Genomic DNA, 18856 nt, shown 5'->3' with positions numbered 1-18856 from the left:
GCCATCGCCGAGGACTTCGCCGCCCCCGCCGCCGCTCCGGCGCGGCTGGTCGGCGCCCACTGACGGCCCCGGTCCACGTGCCGTCGAAGCGCGTGGACCGGGTGCCACCCACTCCCCGCAGCGCACGGGCGGCCGTTCCCGCCCCCGTTCCGTCCCCGTTGCGTACTGGGATCACCGCTTAACCTTCCGTCCACCCAACTCCGCCTGGAATGTGGGTTTCCGCGAGCAGGCTTCGCGTGTGAGACGCATCGTGGGAATCGTCCTGGCGGTGCTGCTGATCGGCGGAGTGGCAGTGGCCGTCGCAGCAGGCCGCGACAGCAAGGACAAGAGCACGGCAACGAAGACCGTGCGTGGAGTGATCGGTTCGGAGAAGGCCGAGTTCTTCGCCGACCCCGAAGTGGTGAAGGCCCTGGCCGCCAAGGGACTCACCGTCAAGGCGGAGACGTCCGGGTCCTGGGCCATGGACCAACTTCCCCTCAAGGGCTATGACTTCGCCTTCCCAGGCTCGAAGGCCCCGGCCGACGAGCTGCAGCGCCGGTCCGCCGTCAAGGGTGGGCCGCTCAGGCCCTTCTACTCGCCGCTGGTCGTCGTCGCGCACCGCGCCGCCGCCCAGGTCCTGGCGGACAACGGGCTCGCGACGCTGAGCGGAAAGTCCAGCGGCAAACTGCTCATGGGCCCCTACCTCCGGGCCGCCCGGACGGACCGGACCTGGCAGCAGCTCAAGGGGGCGGGAAATCACGCCGAGTTGACCGGGACGGTGTTCATCACCAGCACCGACCCCGCCTCGTCCAACTCCGGCGCCCTCTACCTCGCCGCCGCCTCGTACGTCGCCGACGGCGGCCGGGTCGCCGCGGACGAGGCCGCGATCGACCGCACCGCACCGCTGCTGAAGAAACTGATCCAGGTACAGGGCGCGCAGCAGACCAGCAGCGACGCCCCGTTCCGGGACTTCATCAGCGGGGTCGGCAATCCGCTGGTCCTGGTGTACGAGTCGCAGGTCGCCTCGCTGCTGATGCAGCGGCAGGAGGCCGGAGACCTGGTCCTCCTCTACCCCGACACCACCGTCTCCAGCGACCACACCCTCGTACCGCTGACCGACAGCGGGCGGCGGCTGGGCGAACTCCTCTCCACGGACCCGAAGTTGCGGAACCTCGCCGTACGGCACGGGTTCCGACCCCAGGGCGCCGCGGCCGAGTTCACCGCCGCCACCGCGGACCACACCGACTACATCGACCAGCAGCTGACCGGTGTCCGCCAGGCGCCCGTGCCCACCGCGACGGTGCTGCGCGCGATGGCCCGGCGGACCCGCGGCTGATGACACACGCCTCCCGGGAGACCACACCAATGACCGAAGATCCGCAGCCGCTCACCCTCACCCCGCCGGGCGACTCCGCCCCGCCGCTCGTCCTCACCCCGCCGGATCCGGTGGCCCCGGTCCGTGCCGAGCAGGCCGCCGGTCTCGTACCGGTCGACGAGTCGGTGCGTACGGAGATGACCCGCCGCGCCACCGAGTACGTCGGCGGCCTCGCCGGGCTCGACGCCCGGTCGCCCGAATTCGCCACCCGGATCGGCGAGATCGCCGCGCTCGGGCAGGGCGACATCCGCAGTGCCGCCCAGCAGTCCAACCGGATGCTGGACCGCACCGTCCGCTCGCTGGCCGGGTCCGGGGGCGTCGACGCGCAGACCAGGGTCGGCTCGTCCCTGGTCGAGCTGCGCCGCACCGTCGAGGACCTCGACCCGCGCGACACCCCGGGCCGCGGCGCCCGCCGGCTGCTGGCCAGGCTGCCCGGCGGCAACAAGCTCCGCGACCACGTCGCCAAGTACGCCTCCTCCCAGGCCACCCTGAACCGGATCGTGGGCTCGCTGCGCGGCGGGCAGGACGAACTGCGCCGCGACAACGCCGCCCTGCACACCGAGCGCACCCGGCTCTGGGAGACCATGGGCAAGCTCCAGGAGTACGTGGTGCTCACCGAGGCACTGGACGGCGCCGTCGAGCAGCGCATCGCACAGGCCGGGGCCACCGACCCGGCGCAGGCGGACGCGCTGCGGGCCGATGTGCTCTTCCCCGTACGGCAGAAGCACCAGGACCTGCTGACCCAGCTCGCGGTCTGCGCCCAGGGTTACCTCGCGATGGATGTCGTACGGCGCAACAACGACGAGCTGATCAGGGGCGTCGACCGGGCCGCTACCACCACCGTCTCCGCCCTGCGGATCGCCGTGATGCTCGCCTCGGCGCTGGAGAACCAGCGCAAGGTGACCGAACAGGTGCAGGTGCTGCGCTCCACGACCGAGGATCTGATCCGCGGCAACGCGGAGATGCTCGTCGGCCAGAGCGGCGAGATCCAGCGCATCGCGGCCGATCCGGCGGTGGGCGTCGAGACGCTGCGTACCGCGTTCCAGCAGATCTACCGGACGCTCGACACCATCGACACGTACAAGGCGCAGGCCACCGAGTCGATGGCGGCGACCGTGGAGTCGCTGACCGCCGAACTCCAGCAAGCCAGTGCCCACTTGGAGCGCAGCCGGTCGGCCGGTTCGCTCGACGGCGGGGGGCTGGGATGACGGGCCGCCCCCGGCGGCGGCTGAGACGGCTGCGGCGCCGGGTCACCCGTTCGCTCGTCGCGCTGCTGGCCGTCGCCGTGCTCGCCCCGCTCGCCGCCTGTTCCGGGTCGGACGACGGGGCGTCCGGCGAACCGGGGACGGACGACGGCAAACCGCGGGCCGGCACGCTGCGGGTGCTGGCCTCCAGTGAACTCGCCGATATGAAGCCGCTGTTGGAACAGGCCCGGAAGGCCACCGGGATCACCGTGCGGCCCACCTGGACCGGCACGCTGGACGCCGTCCAACTGCTGGGCTCCGGGAAGGCGGACGGGGCGTACGACGCGGTGTGGTTGTCGTCGAACGACTATCTGCGGCTGCACCCGGACGCGGCGAGGCGCATCACGTCGGAGACCCCGCTGATGGCGTCGCCGGTCGCCCTCGGGGTCCGCCCGGCGGCCGTGAGGCGACTGGGCTGGACGCCTTCGGACGTGACCTGGTCGCAGGTGCACCGGGCGGTCGCCGAGGGCCGGCTGACGTACGGAATGACCGACCCGGAGCGTTCCAACTCCGGTTTCTCCGCGCTGGTCTCGGTCACCTCCGGGCTCTCGGGCGCGCAGTCCGCGCTGACCGACGCCGATGTCCGCGGCGCGAGCGGAAAGCTGAAGGAGTTCTTCGCGGGGCAGCGGCTGACCTCCGGCTCCTCGGGCTGGCTGGCCACCGCGTACGCCCGGCGCGGCACCGTCGACGCGCTGATCAACTACGAGTCGGTACTGCTCTCGCTGAACCGCGACAGCCACACCGGGCTGACCGTGATCCGCCCCCGCGACGGGGTGGTGACGGCCGACTACCCGCTCAGCGCGCTCGCCGCCGCCGCTCCGGATGCGAAGGACTCGGTCCGGGCGCTGACGGCGTATCTGCGGACCCCGGACGTCCAGCGGAAGCTGACCCGGGACACCTTCCGCCGCCCGGTCGTGCCCTCGGTACGGCCCGCGGCGCCGCTCGCCGCCGACGCGCGGCGCGAGCTGCCGTTCCCCGGCTCGCGGTCCGTCGCCGACGGGCTGCTGCACAGCTACGAGAACAAGCTCCGGCGGCCCTCGCGCACCGTCTATGTGCTGGACACCTCCGGCTCGATGCACGGGGAGCGGCTGACGGCGCTGAAGGCGGCGCTGACCGGGCTGACCGGGGACTTCCGGGAACGGGAGGAGGTCACGCTGCTGCCGTTCGGCTCGTCGGTGAAGCAGGTCCGTAGGCACACGGTCGACCCCGCCGATCCGCAGCGCGGCCTGGCGGCGATCAGGGCGGACACCTCCGCGCTGACGGCCGGTGGCGAGACGGCGATCTATTCGAGTCTGAAGTCGGCCTACGAGCAGATCGGCGACGGCACCGAGTCCGCGTTCACCTCGATCGTGCTGATGACGGACGGCCAGAACACGACGGGCGACACGGCGGGCGGGTTCGCCTCCTACTACCGTGCGCTGTCGGCCGCGCGGCGGGTCACTCCGGTCTTCCCGGTCGTCTTCGGCGACTCGGACCGGCAGGAGCTGGACCGGATCGCCGCACTGACCGGCGGCCGGCTCTTCGACGCGACGAAGGAGCAGGGGCCCGGCTCCCTGGACGACGCCTTCGAGGAGATCCGTGGATACCAGTAGCGCGCCGGGCGGACCGGGAAGCAGGCCCGCGAACAAGGTCCTGGCGTATCTCGAATCGCGGAAGAACCTCGCCGGGAGCGCCTGCGGGATCGCCGGCCTCGCCCTCACCTTCACCGGGCTCGCCGGGGCGTACTGGCCGGTGGTGGTCGTCGGGCTGTACGGCGCGGGGGCGCTGATCGCCCCTCCCGAGCGGCCACCGGTCCCGGTCTTCCCCGACCCGTCGACCCAGCTGGAAGCGGTACGGACCGACTACCGGGCCCTGTGCGGATATCTGGACGAGGTCGAGCTGCCGCCCGCCGCGTCCGGCCGGCTCACCGAACTGACCGGGCTGCTCGACGGGCTGCTCGCCCCCGGGCCGGTGGCCGAGGCGCTGGCCGCCGACCCGGAGGGCGTTCATGTCCTGGCCCGCGCCGTGCGCCGGGACATCCTGGAGTCGGTCGACGCGTTCGTACGGATCCGCCCGTGGACGCGGATGGTTCCGGGCACGGAGCCGCCCGAGCGCCATCTGGAACGGCAGCTGACGCTGCTGCACCGGGAGGTCGAGGAGCTGGCGACGGCGCTGCGGGAGGCGGAGGCGCGGCGGCAGCAGACCCATACGCGGTATCTGGAGGACCGGGGCCGGAACGGGTAGCGCGCCCGTTCCGGCCCGCGGGCCGCGGTTTCAGGAGTGCGGCACGGCGCTCGTCAGACGCGCACCCGCACCGTCGCCGACGCCGTCGACCCGCTGTGCAGGGCGTCACCGGCGTAGCCGACCTCGTACGTCACCTCACCGGTGGACCGGGGCAGGTCGTTGATGGTGAACGTGCCGTCGGCGGCGACGGCGGCCGAGGTCAGCTCGCCGGTGCCCTTCCTGTCGGTGCGCACCACGGAGAGCGTGATCCCGGCGGGGAGCGGCCGCCCCTGACCGGTGAGGGTGCCGGTGATGGTCAGCCCGGCGCTCTTCTTCGCCTCCGCCGGGGCGGTGAGGGCGATGGTGGTCGGGGCCTTGGCGACCGTGACGGCGATCGTGGTGTCCTCGGCCGGGCGGTGGGTGATGTCACCGGTGAACGAGACGGTGTAGGTGGCGTCGCCGACCACCGACGGGACGTCGAGGACGGTGAACGATCCGTCGACGTCGACCTCGACGGGGGCGAGCTTGCGGTCGCCGTTCGCGTCGTGCCGTACCGCCGACACCCTGACCGGCTCGGCGGGAGCGGGCCCGTCCAGCTCCAGCCGGCCCCTGATCCCGACCGGTTCACCGACGACGGGCTGTCCCGGGGTGGTGGAGAGCGAGCCGGTGAAGCGGGAGTCGTACTGGGCGGCCGGGGGCTGGATGACATGCAGCCAGTACTCGTTGGCGTTGGTGTTGGTGGTGACCGCGAACAGGCGCGAGCCGTCCTTCGACCAGCCGAGCCCGCGCGGCGCGATCCGGTCCCCGTCGAGCGCGCCCTCGAAGGCGAACTCCAGCGGAACCGTACCGGCCGCCGGGTCCGCCGGCTGCACGAACAGGTCGGCCGTGCTCCCGGTCGCGGCGGCGCCCCGCGCTATGTAGGTGCCGTCCCCGCTGAAGGCGACGGCGGACGCCTCGGCCCCCTCGGGCAGCGGCTGGTACCCGGCCGGCGCGTCGGACAGATCGGCGGCGTCCAGCAGCCGGGTGCCGTACGCGGCGTCGGCGACGGCGATCCGCCGGCCGTCGGCGGACTGCGCCAGGTCCCGCACGTCGAGCGCGCCCCGGCCCTCGCCGTCCGCGAACCGGCGCGCCGGGCCGCGCACCAGCGTGTCGCCGCTCGCGTCCAGCGTGGTGAGGAACGGGTCGGCCTCGCCGGCGCTGCGGGTCTGCGCCATGAGGATGCGGTCGGGGCTCTCGGGGCTGCCGGCCAGCCGCAGCCGGCCCGCGCCGTTCCATCCGGTGCTCGTGGACTGGCTCCCGTTCGCGCCGTACAGCCAGGTGTGGTTCACGTCGCAGCCGGAGTAGTACGGCGTCTCGGTGTGCCACTCCTTGCCGCCCGCGAAGACGACATCGCGCGGGCAGCCCACGTCCGCCGCGGCGAACGTGTAACCGGTGCGCTCCCGCGTCACGGTGTCGAACGCGAGGATGCCCGAGGACTGCGAGACGTAGAGCGTGCCGCTGTCCGCGCTCAGGGCCATCCCGGACGGCGCGGTGCCGGTGGGCAGCGAACCGACCTTCTGGCCCTGGAAGTTGTAGACATGGACCTGGTTCGCGGTCCGGTCCCGGCGGTCATCCGTGATGTAGACCCACTCGTGCACCGAGTCGACGACCATGGCCGAGTACGACGAGATCGGCAGCTTGGCGACGGTGTCACCGGGCACCGGGCCGTCGGCCGCGAGGGCGACGGGTGGCGCGAGGGCGGTGAGCCCCGCGGCGCCGAGTGTCAGCGCGGCGAGCGTCGCCGCGATGCGTCCGTGGTGCTGATTCCTTCTCAACTGAGTCCCCCACAGGCTCGGTTGGTCTCCGGCCGACCGAGCCGGAGACGTGTGAAGGAACATCGAATCTTGTGGAGGTGCCGTGCGCAAGGACAGGGCGATGCCCGGTCGTTCTCCATGAAAAGGGAAGGGAGGACAGAAGGGGCGGAAAGGGGGCGGCCCCCGGAATCGTGAGGGGATTCCGGGGGCCGTACCGCGGCGGGCTGTTGACCCCACAGGTCAGGGCGGATGTCCGGGGCCCGGCCGCGGGGTGTGCGGGGGCGTCAGCCCAGGCGCTCGACCAGTGCGCGGTACTCGTCCCACAGCTCCTTCGGCGTGTGGTCGCCGAAGGTGTTGAGGTGCTCGGGGACCAGCGCCGCCTCCTCGCGCCAGACCTCCTTGTCGACATCGAGCAGGAAGTCCAGGTCGGCCTCGGAGAGGTCCAGGCCCTCGGTGTCGAGGGAGCCCTTGGCCGGCAGGATGCCGATCGGCGTCTCGACACCCTCGGCCTTGCCGTCGAGACGCTCGACGATCCACTTCAGGACGCGGCTGTTCTCGCCGAAGCCGGGCCACACGAACTTGCCCGCGTCGTTCTTGCGGAACCAGTTCACGTAGTAGATCTTCGGGAGCTTGGCCTGGTCCTTGTCGGCACCGACCTTGATCCAGTGGTTCATGTAGTCGCCCATGTTGTAGCCGCAGAACGGCAGCATGGCGAACGGGTCGCGGCGCAGCTCGCCGACCTTGCCCTCGGCGGCGGCGGTCTTCTCGGAGGCCACGTTGGCCCCGAGGAAGACACCGTGCTGCCAGGTGAAGGACTCGGTGACCAGCGGGACGGCCGAGGCGCGGCGGCCGCCGAAGAGGATGGCCGAGATCGGCACGCCCTTGGGGTCCTCCCACTCCGGCGCGATGATCGGGCACTGGCCGGCCGGGACGGTGAAGCGGGCGTTGGGGTGGGCGGCCGGGGTGTCGGACGCGGGCGTCCAGTCGTTGCCCTTCCAGTCGGTGAGGTGGGCCGGAGCGGTCTCCGTCATGCCCTCCCACCACACGTCGCCGTCGTCGGTGAGCGCGACGTTGGTGAAGACGGAGTTGCCCCACATCGTCTTCATGGCGTTGGCGTTGGTGTGCTCGCCGGTGCCCGGCGCGACACCGAAGAAGCCCGCCTCCGGGTTGATCGCGTACAGCTGACCGTCCTCGCCGAAGCGCATCCAGGCGATGTCGTCGCCGATGGTCTCCACGGTCCAGCCGGGGATCGTCGGCTCCAGCATGGCGAGGTTGGTCTTGCCGCAGGCGGACGGGAACGCGGCGGCGACATACTTCGCCCCGCCCTGCGGCGGGGTGAGCTTGAGGATCAGCATGTGCTCGGCGAGCCAGCCCTCGTCACGCGCCATGACGGAGGCGATGCGCAGCGCGTAGCACTTCTTGCCGAGCAGGGCGTTGCCGCCGTAGCCGGAGCCGTAGGACCAGATCTCGCGGTCCTCGGGGAAGTGCGAGATGTACTTGGTGGAGTTGCACGGCCACGGAACGTCCTCCTGGCCCTCCTCCAGGGGCGCGCCCAGCGTGTGGACGGCCTTGACGAAGAAGCCGTCGGTGCCGAGCTCGTCCAGCACGGCCTGCCCCATGCGCGTCATGGTGCGCATCGAGACGGCGACGTACGCGGAGTCGGTGATCTCGACGCCGATCGCGGAGAGCGGGGAGCCGACGGGGCCCATGCAGAACGGCACGACGTACATCGTGCGACCGCGCATCGAGCCGCGGAAGACACCCTTCTCGCCGGTGAAGCTGTTTCCCTTTTCACCGGTAAAGATGGCCCGCATCTCGGCGGGGGCCTTCCAGTGGTTCGTCGGACCCGCGTCCTCCTCCTTCTCGGAGCAGATGAACGTGCGGTCCTCGACGCGGGCGACGTCACTCGGGTCGGACGCGGCGTAGTACGAATTCGGGCGCTTGGTCTCGTCCAGCTTCGTGAACGTGCCCTTGGCCACGAGCTCCCCGCACAGGCGCTCGTACTCGGCCTCGGAGCCGTCGCACCAGACCACCCGGTCCGGCTCGGTAATCGCTGCGATCTCGTTCACCCAGGAAACGAGCTCCTGGTGATCGGTGGGGACAGTGAGGGGAGCCGCGATGTCGCGCGCCACGATCGCTCCTTGTTGAGGGAATCTGTTTGGTAGTTGCCCCGTGGGGGCTGCGACCCGGATGCTTCTACCCCTTCGAATCCCGTTGGCGCTCATCCGGTGCCGACCGCACTCATTTGATCATCCGACCGTTTCGCCCATATGTCCAGGGGGCCGCACACGTGAGCATTGCCACTCGTATCGGTTACCTACGGTCGCGTAGGTACGATGCGGGAATGACTGCTGCCGCCGCCGCGCCCGGGTCCGCCGGGCTGGAACCAGCCGAGTCCGACCCCGTCCCGGTGAAGCCACGGATGCGCGGCTGGCTGCATGCCGGGATGTTTCCGGCCGTGATCGTCGCGGGGGTGGTGCTGATCGCGTTCACGGACAGCGCGCTCGGCCGGATCGCCTGCGGCATCTACACCCTGACCGCTTGCCTGCTGTTCGGTGTGAGCGCGCTCTACCACCGGGGCACCTGGGGTCCGCGCGGCGAGGCGGTGCTCCGCCGGCTCGACCACGCCAACATCTTCCTGATCATCGCGGGCACCTACACCCCGCTGGCCCTGCTGCTGCTCCCCGAGTCCACCGGGACACCGCTCCTGTGGGCGGTCTGGGCGGCCGCCGCTGCGGGGATCGCCTTCCGGGTGTTCTGGGTCGGCGCCCCGCGCTGGCTCTACACGCCCTGCTACATAGCGATGGGCTGGGCCGCGGTCTTCTTCCTGCCGGACTTCCTGCGGACCGGCGGGATCGCCGTGCTGGTGCTGGTCGTCGTCGGCGGCCTGCTCTACAGCGCCGGCGGTGTCATCTACGGTATCAAGCGCCCCAATCCCTCCCCCCGGTGGTTCGGCTTCCACGAGGTGTTCCACTCGCTGACCCTGGCGGCCTTCGTGGTGCACTACGTCGGCATCTCGCTGGTGGCCTACAACCACCACTGAGCCCCTTCCCGACCGGTGCCGGCGGCCCGCCGATGCCCGACAATGACCACCATGGCCGCCACCTCCCGTACCCCTTCCGTTTCCGCTCCGGGAACACCGCCGCAGCTGGGACTGCGCGAGCGGAAGAAGCTCAGGACCCGGATCGCGATCCGCCGGGCCGCCCACCGGCTGATCGCCGAGCAGGGGTACGACGCGACGACGGTCGAGCAGATCGCGGAGGCCGCCGAGGTGTCGCCCAGCACCGTCTTCCGGTACTTCCCGGCCAAGGAGGACATCGTCCTCACCGACGAGTACGACGCGGTCCTGGCGGCCGCCCTGCGCGGCCGCCCGGCCGGTGAGCCGCCGCTGGAGTCGCTCCGGCAGGTCCTGACCGAGACGCTCGCGGCGTTCCTGGCGACCGGGGAACAGGAGCTCCGGCAGCGCACCCGGCTGATGGTGGAGGTCCCCGCGATCCGGGTCCGGATGGCCGAGAGCATGTCGGGCACCGCCGAGGTACTGGCCGACGCACTCGCCGCCCGCAGCGGCCGGGCCCCCGGCGACCTGGCGGTCCGGGTGTTCGTCGCGGCGGTGCTGGGCACACTGCGCGAGGTGACGCTGTACTGGGGCGAGCACGGCCAGGAGGGCGACCTCATCGCGATGACGGGCCAGGCGCTGGACACGCTGGAGGGCGGCCTGACGCTGTGACCGGGAGCGCGGCGCCCCCGGTCGCCCGGCGGACCTTCACCGGCCCCCGAGGCTCCGCGCCAGCTCCCCCGCGTCCGTCGTGGGCGCCTCGCACACGAAGTGCCTGCACACATACGCCGTCGGCGTTCCGCCCACCGTCGGCCGGTCCGCCAGCAGCGGGAACTCGGCCCCGGCCGTCTCCCCCGCCGCCACCACCGCGCCCGGCGCCGCGCCCAGCAGCGCCGTACGGTGCAGCTCGCCGCCGACCGGTCCGACGACGGCGACCTCGCGCGGCCCGTCGAGCAGGGCCTCCGCGACGGCCAGCCCCCAGCCGGTGAACCGGGGAGCCCGCGGCCCGAGCGCCTTCACGACACCCAGCGCGCCCTCCGCGGCGGTGCGATGGGCCTCGGAGCCGGTGTGCGCGGCGTACGAGAGCAGCGCCCCGGCCGCCGCCGTCCAGCCCGCCGGGGTCGCGTTGTCGGTGGGGTCCTGCGGGCGGCGGATGAGCCGTTCGGCGTCGTCCGCCGCGTCGTACAGCTGCCCGCCCTCGCCGGTGAAGTGCTGGAGCACGATGTCGAGCAGGAAGCCGGCGAACTCCAGCCAGACCCCCTCGCCGGTGACCGAGGCCAGGGCGAGGAAGCCCTCGGCGACGTCGCCGTAGTCCTCCAGGACCCCGGCGTGCCCGCCGGCCCGCCCGTCCTTCGATGTCCGGTCCAGCCGGGCGACATCGCCCAGGTGGACCCGGACCAGCAGATCGGCGGCCTCGGTGGCACGCTCGACCAGGTCGGGCCGGTCGAAGTACGCCCCCGTCTCGGCGAGCGCGGCGATCGCCAGACCGTTCCAGGCCGCGACCACCTTGTCGTCCCGGCCCGGCCGCGGGCGCTGCTCACGGGCGGCGAGCAGTGCGGCCCGCACCCGGGCGACCCGGTCCGGGTCCGCCCCGGCGTCCTCCCGCGCGAGCCGGAGGACCGAGGCGCCCTCCTCGAACGTGCCCTCCTCCGTCACCCCGAAGTACTCCGCGGCGAAGGCGGCGTCCTCCTCGCCGAGGACCTCCCGCAGCTGTCCGGGCGTCCACACGTAGTACGCGCCCTCGACATGCCGCCCGTCGCCGTCCTCGCTGTCGGCGTCGAGCGCGGAGGCGAAACCGCCCTCGGCGGTGCGCAGTTCGCGCACCATGAAGTCCGCGGTCTCCAGGGCGACCCGGCGGGCCGACTCCGAACCGGTGGCCCGCCACAGGTGCGCGTACACCCGGCAGAGCAGCGCGTTGTCGTAGAGCATCTTCTCGAAGTGGGGTACGGTCCACTCCCGGTCCACCGAGTACCGGGCGAAGCCCCCGCCGAGCTGGTCGTACATCCCGCCCCGGGCCATCGCCGCGCAGGTGTCGGCGGCCATCTGGAGGGCGCCCTCCGCCCCGGTACGGGCGTGGTGCCGCAGCAGGAACTCGATGGTCATGGACGGCGGGAACTTGGGCGCCCCGCCGAACCCGCCGTGCTTCTCGTCGTAGTCGCGGGTGAGCCCGAGCAGCGCCTGTGCCAGTTCCGCCTCGCCCGGCAGCCCCTCGCCGCCGTGGGCGAGGGAGCGCTGGGCGAGGTCGTGGACGATGCGTCCGGCGATCTGGGCGACCTCGTCGCGGCGCTCGGTCCAGGCGGCCGAGACGCCTTCGAGGACCTGGCGGAAGGAGGGCATGCCGTGCCGGGGCTCGGGCGGGAAGTACGTACCGAAGTAGAACGGCTGCCCGTCCGGCGTCATGAAGACGGACATGGGCCAGCCGCCCTGCCCAGTGGCGGCCTGCACGGCCTCCATGTAGACGGCGTCGACGTCGGGACGCTCCTCGCGGTCGACCTTCACGGAGACGAAGTGCTCGTTCATGTACGCGGCGGCCTCGTCGTCCTCGAAGGACTCGTGCGCCATGACGTGGCACCAGTGGCAGGCGCTGTAGCCGACGCTCAGGAACACCGGGACGTCGCGCCGCCGGGCTTCTTCGAACGCGTCGGTCTCCCAGGGCCACCAGTCAACGGGGTTGTCCGCGTGCTGGAGGAGGTACGGGGAGGTGGCCTGCGCGAGTCGGTTGGACATGCCCCCATCCTTGCGCACCCGCCTGAGCCCCGCCCAGGCGCCACGGGGACAGCGCACGAACGGGGCAGAGGCGTGCCGGTTCAGTGCTCGCGCGGCCGGTACGGCGACCGTGCGGGCCAAAGGCGCCCGGTCCTGGCCCGGAGGACTTCGCCCATGGACTCGTCGCGCCATTGTTCCAGGAGTTCATGGAAGGCGACGGCTCCGTGCGGGTAGGCGGTCGGACCGTTGGGCCGGCCTCTTCCCTCGCGGTTGTAGTAGCCGGGGGTGCACTCGGCGTGGAACCACTCGTGGTCGGGGGCGCCCTCGGCCAGGACGGCCGTCCAGGCGTCCTCGGTCTCGGGGGACGGTTCGATGAGGGCGCCCTCGGCTTCGGCGGCTGCGATGAGAGCGGCGGCGTGGATCGCCTGCTCGTCCAGGATGTGGGTGAAGTTGACGCTGCTGGCGTTCTGGAGGGAGCCCATCTGGATCAGGTTCGGGAAGCCGTTGCTGGTGAAGCCGTGGAGCGTGCGCGGGCCCCGCTGCGCCCACCTGTCCAGTAGCCGGACGCCGCCCCGGCCGTGGACGGGGAGCTTGCCCGAGTGGATTCCGGAGGTCCCGACGTTGAATCCGGTGGCGAAGATCAGGCAGTCGAGTCCGTACGTGGTGGTGCCGACCGTGACGCCGTGTTCGGTGATGCGCTCGATGCCGTGGGTGTCGGCGGTGTCGACCAGGGTGACGTTGTCGCGGTTGAACGCCGGGTAGTACAGGTCGGAGGAGGTGGGGCGTTTGCAGGCGTAGCGGTACCAGGGCTTGAGCTTCTGTGCCGTCTCCGGGTCGGTGACGGTCTGTTCGACGCGGGCGCGGAGCTCGTCCATCTTGGCTGCGTCGGCGGCCTCGTAGGCGGCTTCGAACGCCAGTCGGTCCCCTGGCGCCGAAAGCTCGGCAGGAGTTTCTCCAGCAGGCCCGCCGAAGCGGTCCACTGGTCCGCCACGAGATCCTGGTCGGCGTGCTAACCGGAGACTATGCGGAGGTAGTTCGCGCGTCGTTCCCGGGCCCAGCCCTCGCGGTCGGCGCCGACGTCCTGGGCGGTGGTGCGGCAGTTGGCCCGTACGTCCACGGTGGAGGGGGTGCGCTGGAAGACGTAGAGGTGCGCGGCGTCCCCGGCCAGCATCGGGATGACCTGGATGCCGGTGGCGCCGGTGCCGACGACGCCCACCCGCTTGTCCGCGAGGCCGGTCATGCCGCCCTCCGGGGTGCCGCCGGTGTAGGCGTAGTCCCACCGCGAGGTGTGGAACGTGTGGCCCTTGAAGTCCTCGATCCCGGGGATCCCCGGGAGCTTCGGGTCGGTGAGGGTGCCGGTGGCGCTGACGACGTACGTGGCGCGGAAGGTGTCACCGCGGTCGGTGGCCACGATCCACGTCTCACAAGCCTCGTCCCAGGTCAGAGCGGTGACCGCGGTGGAGAAGAGCGCGTCCGCGTAGAGGCCGGACTTCCGCGCGATCCGCACCGCGTGGCGGCGGGCCATCCGCGTGGACGGCGGAATCGCGCAGACCGACTCGATCGCCGTGGACGCGGACGGCAACCTCTACCAGGGGCTGCACGGCCGGGCGGCAATGGCCGTGTACGACCGGCACGGTGAGCGGCTGGCGACGGTCGAGCTTCCCGCACGGACCGAAGGTCTGGAGTCGGCGACGAACGTGGCCATCACGCCCGGCGGGACCAAGGCGTACATGACCGTCAGTGGCCCCGCCGGGGGATATCTGTACGCCTTCGACGCGCTCGCGCAAGGCATCCGCCAGTCCAACGGCGGCTGACGCCGGCCTCGGCTCAACCGCCGAAGGCCCGCACCGGCCCCACCTCGACGCCGAGCAGCCGCCAGGCGGCCAGTGCCCGGTGTTCCCGCTCCTCGCGGGTGGGGCCGGTGACAGCGGCGGAGACCATGGCGACCGCGAGCACGAGGTCGTTCGCCGCACTCAGTCGATGCCCGCCGGGCAGCCGTGTCCGCAGGGCGCACGCCACGCGTTCGGACAGGCCCAGGGCATGTGCGCGGATGTCGGAGCGACTGGCCGCCCGGTCGGCGTGCAAGAGGCCGATGAAAGCCGCCGACTCGGTCAGATGCCAGGTCAGCACACCGAGAACGCCGGCGAAGGTCGCGTCCTCGGCCTCGGCCGCCCGCTCGATCTGCCGCACGTTCCCTTCCAGAACAGCGGCCACCGCGGCGGTCCGGTCCGGGAAGTGCCGGTAGAGAACGCCCTGCCCGACCCCGGCCCTGCGCGCGATCGCGGACAGCGGCGCCTCCAGACCGTGCTCTGCGAAGATCTCCCGGGCGGCGGTGACCAGAGCGGCCCGGTTACGGGCGGCCGCCTTCGGCCCGTCGTTCGCGGGCCGCCGCCCGTCCTGCCCGGTGTGCTCCGTCACCCCGGAAGCGTACCGGCCGGGCAGATGCGGCTTCCCCTTCCGCGCGGCGGAGGCGGGACCCCCGCCGGTCCGGGCCACGATCAGGGCGACGGCCGCCGGACGGGACGGCGGGTGCGCGTCAGGGACTCGCCGCGGCCCGGTCGGACTCGCTGCGGAGAACGCAGAACTCGTTGCCCTCGGGGTCGGCAAGGACGGCCCAGCCGGAGCCGTCGGGATTCCGGTGATCGGTGACGAGGGTGGCGCCGAGGCTCAGCAGCCGTTCCACCTCCTGCTCGCGTGAGGTCTCGGGGCGCAGACACAGATGAATCCGGTTCTTGATCTTCTTGGGCTCGGGCACCTGGTTGAAGTACAGCACGGGGCCCTGCTCCAGCATCACCTGAGTCTCCCGGTCCCCCGGTCCGTCCTCCGGATGCAGCGGGCGGCCGGTCACCCCGCTCCAGAACCGGGCCAGCCCGTAGGCATCCGCACAGTCGATCGCCACGTTCTGCACTACCGAAACCATGAGCGCGAGCCTTCCTCACTTCCGTTCCGGACGCCACCGGGTCGGCCGACGCCGAGCAGTACCGGGCATCACTCCCTCGCGCCGACGCGCCGCAAGCAGGAGACTGGGCGGCGATGCCGGCCGAGGCAGGGCCGATCGCCGTATCCGGAGGAGGACACACATGCGGGACAGCCATCGGGCCGAAGCCGAACGGCTGTTGGTGCGCGCCGTGGAGGAAGAGGTGCGGCGCTCGGGCGGCCGGGCGGACGCCGGTACGCTGACGGCGCGCGGGCGGGCCGCGCTGGATTCGCTGGCGGCCGCCGCGGACGACGAGTACGCCGCGTATCTCCAGGCGCTGGACGCCGCGGAGGCCGGGGCGCAGCCGCTGTCGCAGCGGTTCAGCCGGGGCGCGCTGGGAACTCCCCTGCTGGTCACGGGAGTTGCCGCGGTCGCCGCCTTCGGCGCGGATGTCGCGTTCGGTACGGCGACGGGACCGGCCCTCGGCGCGGGCGCCGTCGTCGCGGTCGCGGGGGCCACCGCCACCGTCGCCAAGGTCACCGCCTCGCACTGGCCCGCCGCCCACCGGCGGGCCGGAGCGCTCGGGCAGCCCGGCGGTGCCGAACAGCTGCGGCTCCAGTGGCTGGCGGCGCTGGAGGTGCGGGGCATCCGCCCCTTCATCGACCAGCAGCGGATGCTCACCGCCTCGTCCCGCACCCCGGCGAAGAAGGTCCCGTCGCAGTCGCGGACCGCCCCGTCGCTGCGCGGCACGGACCGCAGCGCGGCAGCCCGTACGCGCTCGCTCCTGGAGCAGTCGTTCGGCCATCTGCCCGCCTGTGAAGGGCCGTTCGCGGGGCGGCGGAGCGAGCTGGCGCAGATCGCCCGGTGGGTGCGCGAGGCCCGTGCGTCGACGGAGACCAAACCCACCGTCGTCGTCCTGCACGGCACGCCCGGCTCCGGACGCACCACGCTCGCGGTGCGGGCCGCGCACAGCCTGAAGGACCTGTTCCGCGGCGCCTGCGTGGTCGACCTGCGCGGCGATGTGGCCGGTGAGGCGCCGCTGCCGACCCGTGACGCACTGCTGCACCTGCTGAACCGGCTGGGCGCGCCCCGTGAGCAGCTGCTGTTCCGGGACGGGGCCGGCGGAGCGGACGCGACGGCCCGGGGAAGGGCCTCCGCCGAGCAGCAGGTGCGGCGGTTGGGCGAGCTGTACCACCAGCATCTGACCGGCACCCCGGTGACGATCGTCCTCGACGACGCGGGCGACGCTGCGCAGGTGCGCACCCTGGTCCCCGAGCGTTCCGACAGCCTCGTCCTGGTCACCGCCAGGGAGCCCCTGGAGCTGCCGGCCGACATCCCGGCCCGGGTCCATCAGTTGCCGGTCGGCGCGCTCGACGCGGCCGGCGCGGAGGAGCTGCTGCGCGAGGCGGCCGGGGGGCAGGAGGAGGGGCCGTACGACTCCCGGGCCACGGACACCGTCGCCGAACTGTGCGGCGGGCTGCCGCTCGCGCTGCGCATCGCGGGTTCCTCGCTCGGCACCCGCACCCGTGGCGCCCTCGCCGCCGACCTCGCCGGGTACGGCCCGGTCGCACCGGTCGAGCGGGCGCTGTGGCTGCGCTACACCGACCAGTCCGAGCAGGCGCGGCGGCTGCTGCGCCGGCTCGCGCTGGCCGGGCGGGCGAGCCTGGGCGCCGCCGCGGCGGCGGCGTTGCTCTCCGCCGACGAGCAGGAGGCCGAGCGGCTGCTGAAGGACCTGGCGGGGGCCGGGCTGCTGACCCATGTACGGGGCTCGCGCTACCGGCTGCACGATCTCGTACGGGGCTTCGCCCTGGCCCGGCTGCGGGACGAGGAGGAGGCGGCGGACCGTACCGCCGCGCAGGAGCGGCTGATCCGGAACTACGCGGACCTGGCCGGTGCGGTGATCCGGATGGTGGACGGCAAGATGTCCACCCGGGCCGGGCAGTTCGGCTCGCACGGCTTCGGTTCGCTGGACGCGGCGCTGCGCTGGCTGGACGACGAGTCGAGCTTCATCACCTCCGCGCTGCGGCACGCCGAGGGCGTCGACCAGGGCGCCGTGCTGGACCTGCTGGGCGCGCTGTGCGACTACTGCCTGCTGCGCGGCGACCTCTACCGGCTGGGCGAGATCAGCGAGCTGACCCAGGCGGTGGACAAGGGGCTGCTGGAGCGGTCCGTGCAGTGGCGTACCGGCATCGCGGCCCGTCAGCTCGGCGAGCTGGACAAGGCCCGTACCACCCTGTCGTCGGTCGTCGGCCTCTACCGCGAGGCGCAGAACGGGGCGGGTACGGCGCTGGCGCTCTGCTCGCTCGGCATCACCCTGCACCACCAGGGCAATCTGACCGAGGCGTCGGCGCGGCTGCGCGAGGCGATCGAGCTGCAGTCCTCCGACGAGCAGGCCGAGGACCGGGCCTGGTCGATGCACGCCCTGGCCGCCGTCGAACGCGACCGGGCCCGGCTCGCGGAGGCACTGACCCTGCTGGACACCGCGCTGGCCCTGCACCGGGAGGGCGAGTCGCTGCACGGCGAGGCGTGGACCCGGTTCCAGCTCGGCCAGACCCTGCTGCGGATGGGCGAGGTGGCGCGGGCCGAGGACGCGCTGCGTCAGGCCCTGGACCTGTACGGCCGGACCCGTGACGAGCGGGGCGAGGCGTGGGCGCTGACCCAGCTGGCCCGCGCCCGGCTGCTGGACGGCGACCCGGACCCGGCCGTGGAGCAGCTGAACCGGGCGCTGGCCCGCCACCGCGACAACGAGGACGCGCGCGGCGAGGCGTGGACGCTGTTCTACCTGGGCCAGGCCCTGGAGGAGAGCGGCGACACCGACCGGGCGGTCCGGCAGCTGGAGCGGGCCCGCACGATGTTCTCCCGGATGCGGGACGTGTACGGGCTGGCCTGCGCCCGCCACCACTCGGGCCGGGTCACCCGTGACCAGCGGGCGGCCCGGACCGGGAACCTGCGCAACTCCGGCTTCGCCCGCCAGCTCCTGATGGACGCCCGTGCCGACTTCCGGCGCATCGGGGTCGCCCACGGCGAGGCGTGGACGTGTCTGGAGCTGGCGCTGATCGACGCGGGCAACAACCGTGCCCCGCAGGCGCTGGAGCTGTGCGGCGAGGCGGTGGAGCTGTTCGACTCCTACGGCGACGCGCGGGGCGCGGACTGGGCCCGCTTCCTGCGCTGCACGCTGCTGCCCTACGCCTCACCGGGCGGCAGCGAGGTGGGCACGGTGGTGGCCCAGCAGGAACTGGCCGAGCTGCTCCGGGCCGGGCACCCGGCGCGCGACGGCAAGCTGGAGGACTGCGCGGAGGCGTTCACGGTGGTGCTGAACCGCGGCGTGGACCTGGAGGACGGGTGGCAGGCATGGCGCCTGGGCATGACGCCGACGCGTCATGCCCGGGAGGTCATGGGCGTACCGGTCCCGGCCGCGCACGGCCGGTCCGGTGACTGAGGACATCCCTGGGTCCGGCCGGTGACGAACCGGCCGGACCGCTGCCGCGGGGGGGGGCGGCACCCCCCCGGGCGCCCCCCCCAAACCCCTCGAGGTGGACGCCCCCGCCGGGGGGGCGGCGCGGCACCCCCACCCCCACGCGCGGG

The 18856-nt window shown here is 72.7% G+C and carries 12 protein-coding genes and 2 pseudogenes; 8 read left to right on the top strand and 6 right to left on the bottom strand.

The window, feature by feature from the left end:
- The first annotated feature begins 211 nt into the window (after positions 1 to 211).
- Genes ABZY11_RS18980 through ABZY11_RS18965 form a run of 4 tightly spaced genes read left to right on the top strand, consistent with a single transcriptional unit; the run spans position 212 to position 4821 of the window.
- Positions 212 to 1315, top strand: a complete 1104-nt coding sequence (locus ABZY11_RS18980; protein WP_356480219.1) for a hypothetical protein — start codon at positions 212 to 214, stop codon at positions 1313 to 1315.
- A 29-nt stretch (positions 1316 to 1344) separates the two neighbouring features.
- On the top strand, positions 1345 to 2562 hold the full coding sequence (locus tag ABZY11_RS18975) for a toxic anion resistance protein (protein WP_356480218.1): 1218 nt from the start codon (positions 1345 to 1347) through the stop codon (positions 2560 to 2562).
- Positions 2559 to 4190, top strand: a complete 1632-nt coding sequence (locus ABZY11_RS18970) for a substrate-binding domain-containing protein (RefSeq protein WP_356480217.1) — start codon at positions 2559 to 2561, stop codon at positions 4188 to 4190. Before ABZY11_RS18975 ends, ABZY11_RS18970 begins: the two co-directional genes overlap by 4 nt.
- The gene (locus tag ABZY11_RS18965) at positions 4177 to 4821 is read left to right on the top strand and encodes a hypothetical protein (RefSeq protein ID WP_356480216.1); all 645 of its coding nucleotides are present in this window, start codon (positions 4177 to 4179) and stop codon (positions 4819 to 4821) included. The genes ABZY11_RS18970 and ABZY11_RS18965 overlap by 14 nt, the downstream gene beginning before the upstream one ends.
- 53 nt (positions 4822 to 4874) lie before the next feature.
- Here the strand turns inward: ABZY11_RS18965 and ABZY11_RS18960 are convergent, their stop codons facing one another.
- Positions 4875 to 6614 carry an Ig-like domain repeat protein gene (locus tag ABZY11_RS18960; RefSeq protein ID WP_356480215.1) on the bottom strand — a complete coding sequence of 580 codons (1740 nt, stop codon included), beginning with the start codon at positions 6612 to 6614 and terminating at the stop codon, positions 4875 to 4877.
- Positions 6615 to 6877: 263 nt separating this feature from the next.
- Positions 6878 to 8725: a phosphoenolpyruvate carboxykinase (GTP) gene (locus ABZY11_RS18955; RefSeq protein WP_356480214.1), complete on the bottom strand. Its 1848-nt coding sequence runs from the start codon at positions 8723 to 8725 to the stop codon at positions 6878 to 6880.
- A 212-nt stretch (positions 8726 to 8937) separates the two neighbouring features.
- Between ABZY11_RS18955 and ABZY11_RS18950 the strand changes: the two genes are divergently transcribed.
- Both ABZY11_RS18950 and ABZY11_RS18945 read left to right on the top strand, forming a co-directional pair.
- Positions 8938 to 9636, top strand: a complete 699-nt coding sequence (locus ABZY11_RS18950; RefSeq protein WP_356480213.1) for a hemolysin III family protein — start codon at positions 8938 to 8940, stop codon at positions 9634 to 9636.
- Between the two features lie 51 nt (positions 9637 to 9687).
- Entirely contained in the window at positions 9688 to 10320 is a 633-nt protein-coding gene (locus ABZY11_RS18945; RefSeq protein ID WP_356480212.1) for a TetR family transcriptional regulator, read from the top strand.
- 36 nt (positions 10321 to 10356) lie between these two features.
- On the opposite strand, the gene ABZY11_RS18940 is transcribed toward ABZY11_RS18945, so the two are convergent.
- Positions 10357 to 12375, bottom strand: a complete 2019-nt coding sequence (locus ABZY11_RS18940; protein ID WP_356480211.1) for a thioredoxin domain-containing protein — start codon at positions 12373 to 12375, stop codon at positions 10357 to 10359.
- Between the two features lie 80 nt (positions 12376 to 12455).
- Positions 12456 to 13873: pseudogene (locus ABZY11_RS18935) on the bottom strand (NAD(P)/FAD-dependent oxidoreductase); the annotation flags it as partial.
- Position 13874: 1 nt separating this feature from the next.
- Here ABZY11_RS18935 and ABZY11_RS18930 point away from each other — a divergent pair.
- A pseudogene (locus tag ABZY11_RS18930) lies at positions 13875 to 14168 on the top strand (SMP-30/gluconolactonase/LRE family protein); the annotation flags it as partial.
- A gap of 13 nt (positions 14169 to 14181) precedes the next feature.
- Here ABZY11_RS18930 and ABZY11_RS18925 read toward each other — a convergent pair.
- On the bottom strand, positions 14182 to 14772 hold the full coding sequence (locus ABZY11_RS18925) for a helix-turn-helix domain-containing protein (protein WP_356480210.1): 591 nt from the start codon (positions 14770 to 14772) through the stop codon (positions 14182 to 14184).
- Between the two features lie 118 nt (positions 14773 to 14890).
- Complete coding sequence (locus tag ABZY11_RS18920) at positions 14891 to 15274, bottom strand: VOC family protein (RefSeq protein WP_356480209.1); 384 nt, start codon at positions 15272 to 15274, stop codon at positions 14891 to 14893.
- Between the two features lie 160 nt (positions 15275 to 15434).
- On the opposite strand from ABZY11_RS18920, the gene ABZY11_RS18915 reads away from it, so the two are divergent.
- Positions 15435 to 18710: a tetratricopeptide repeat protein gene (locus tag ABZY11_RS18915; protein WP_356480208.1), complete on the top strand. Its 3276-nt coding sequence runs from the start codon at positions 15435 to 15437 to the stop codon at positions 18708 to 18710.
- Positions 18711 to 18856: the final 146 nt, after the last annotated feature.

This window comes from Streptomyces sp. NPDC006510 (genome assembly GCF_040611955.1).
Lineage (GTDB): Bacteria > Actinomycetota > Actinomycetes > Streptomycetales > Streptomycetaceae > Streptomyces.
The sequence above is the reverse complement of the archived record's forward strand: the minus strand, read 5'-3'. Positions and strand labels throughout refer to the sequence as shown.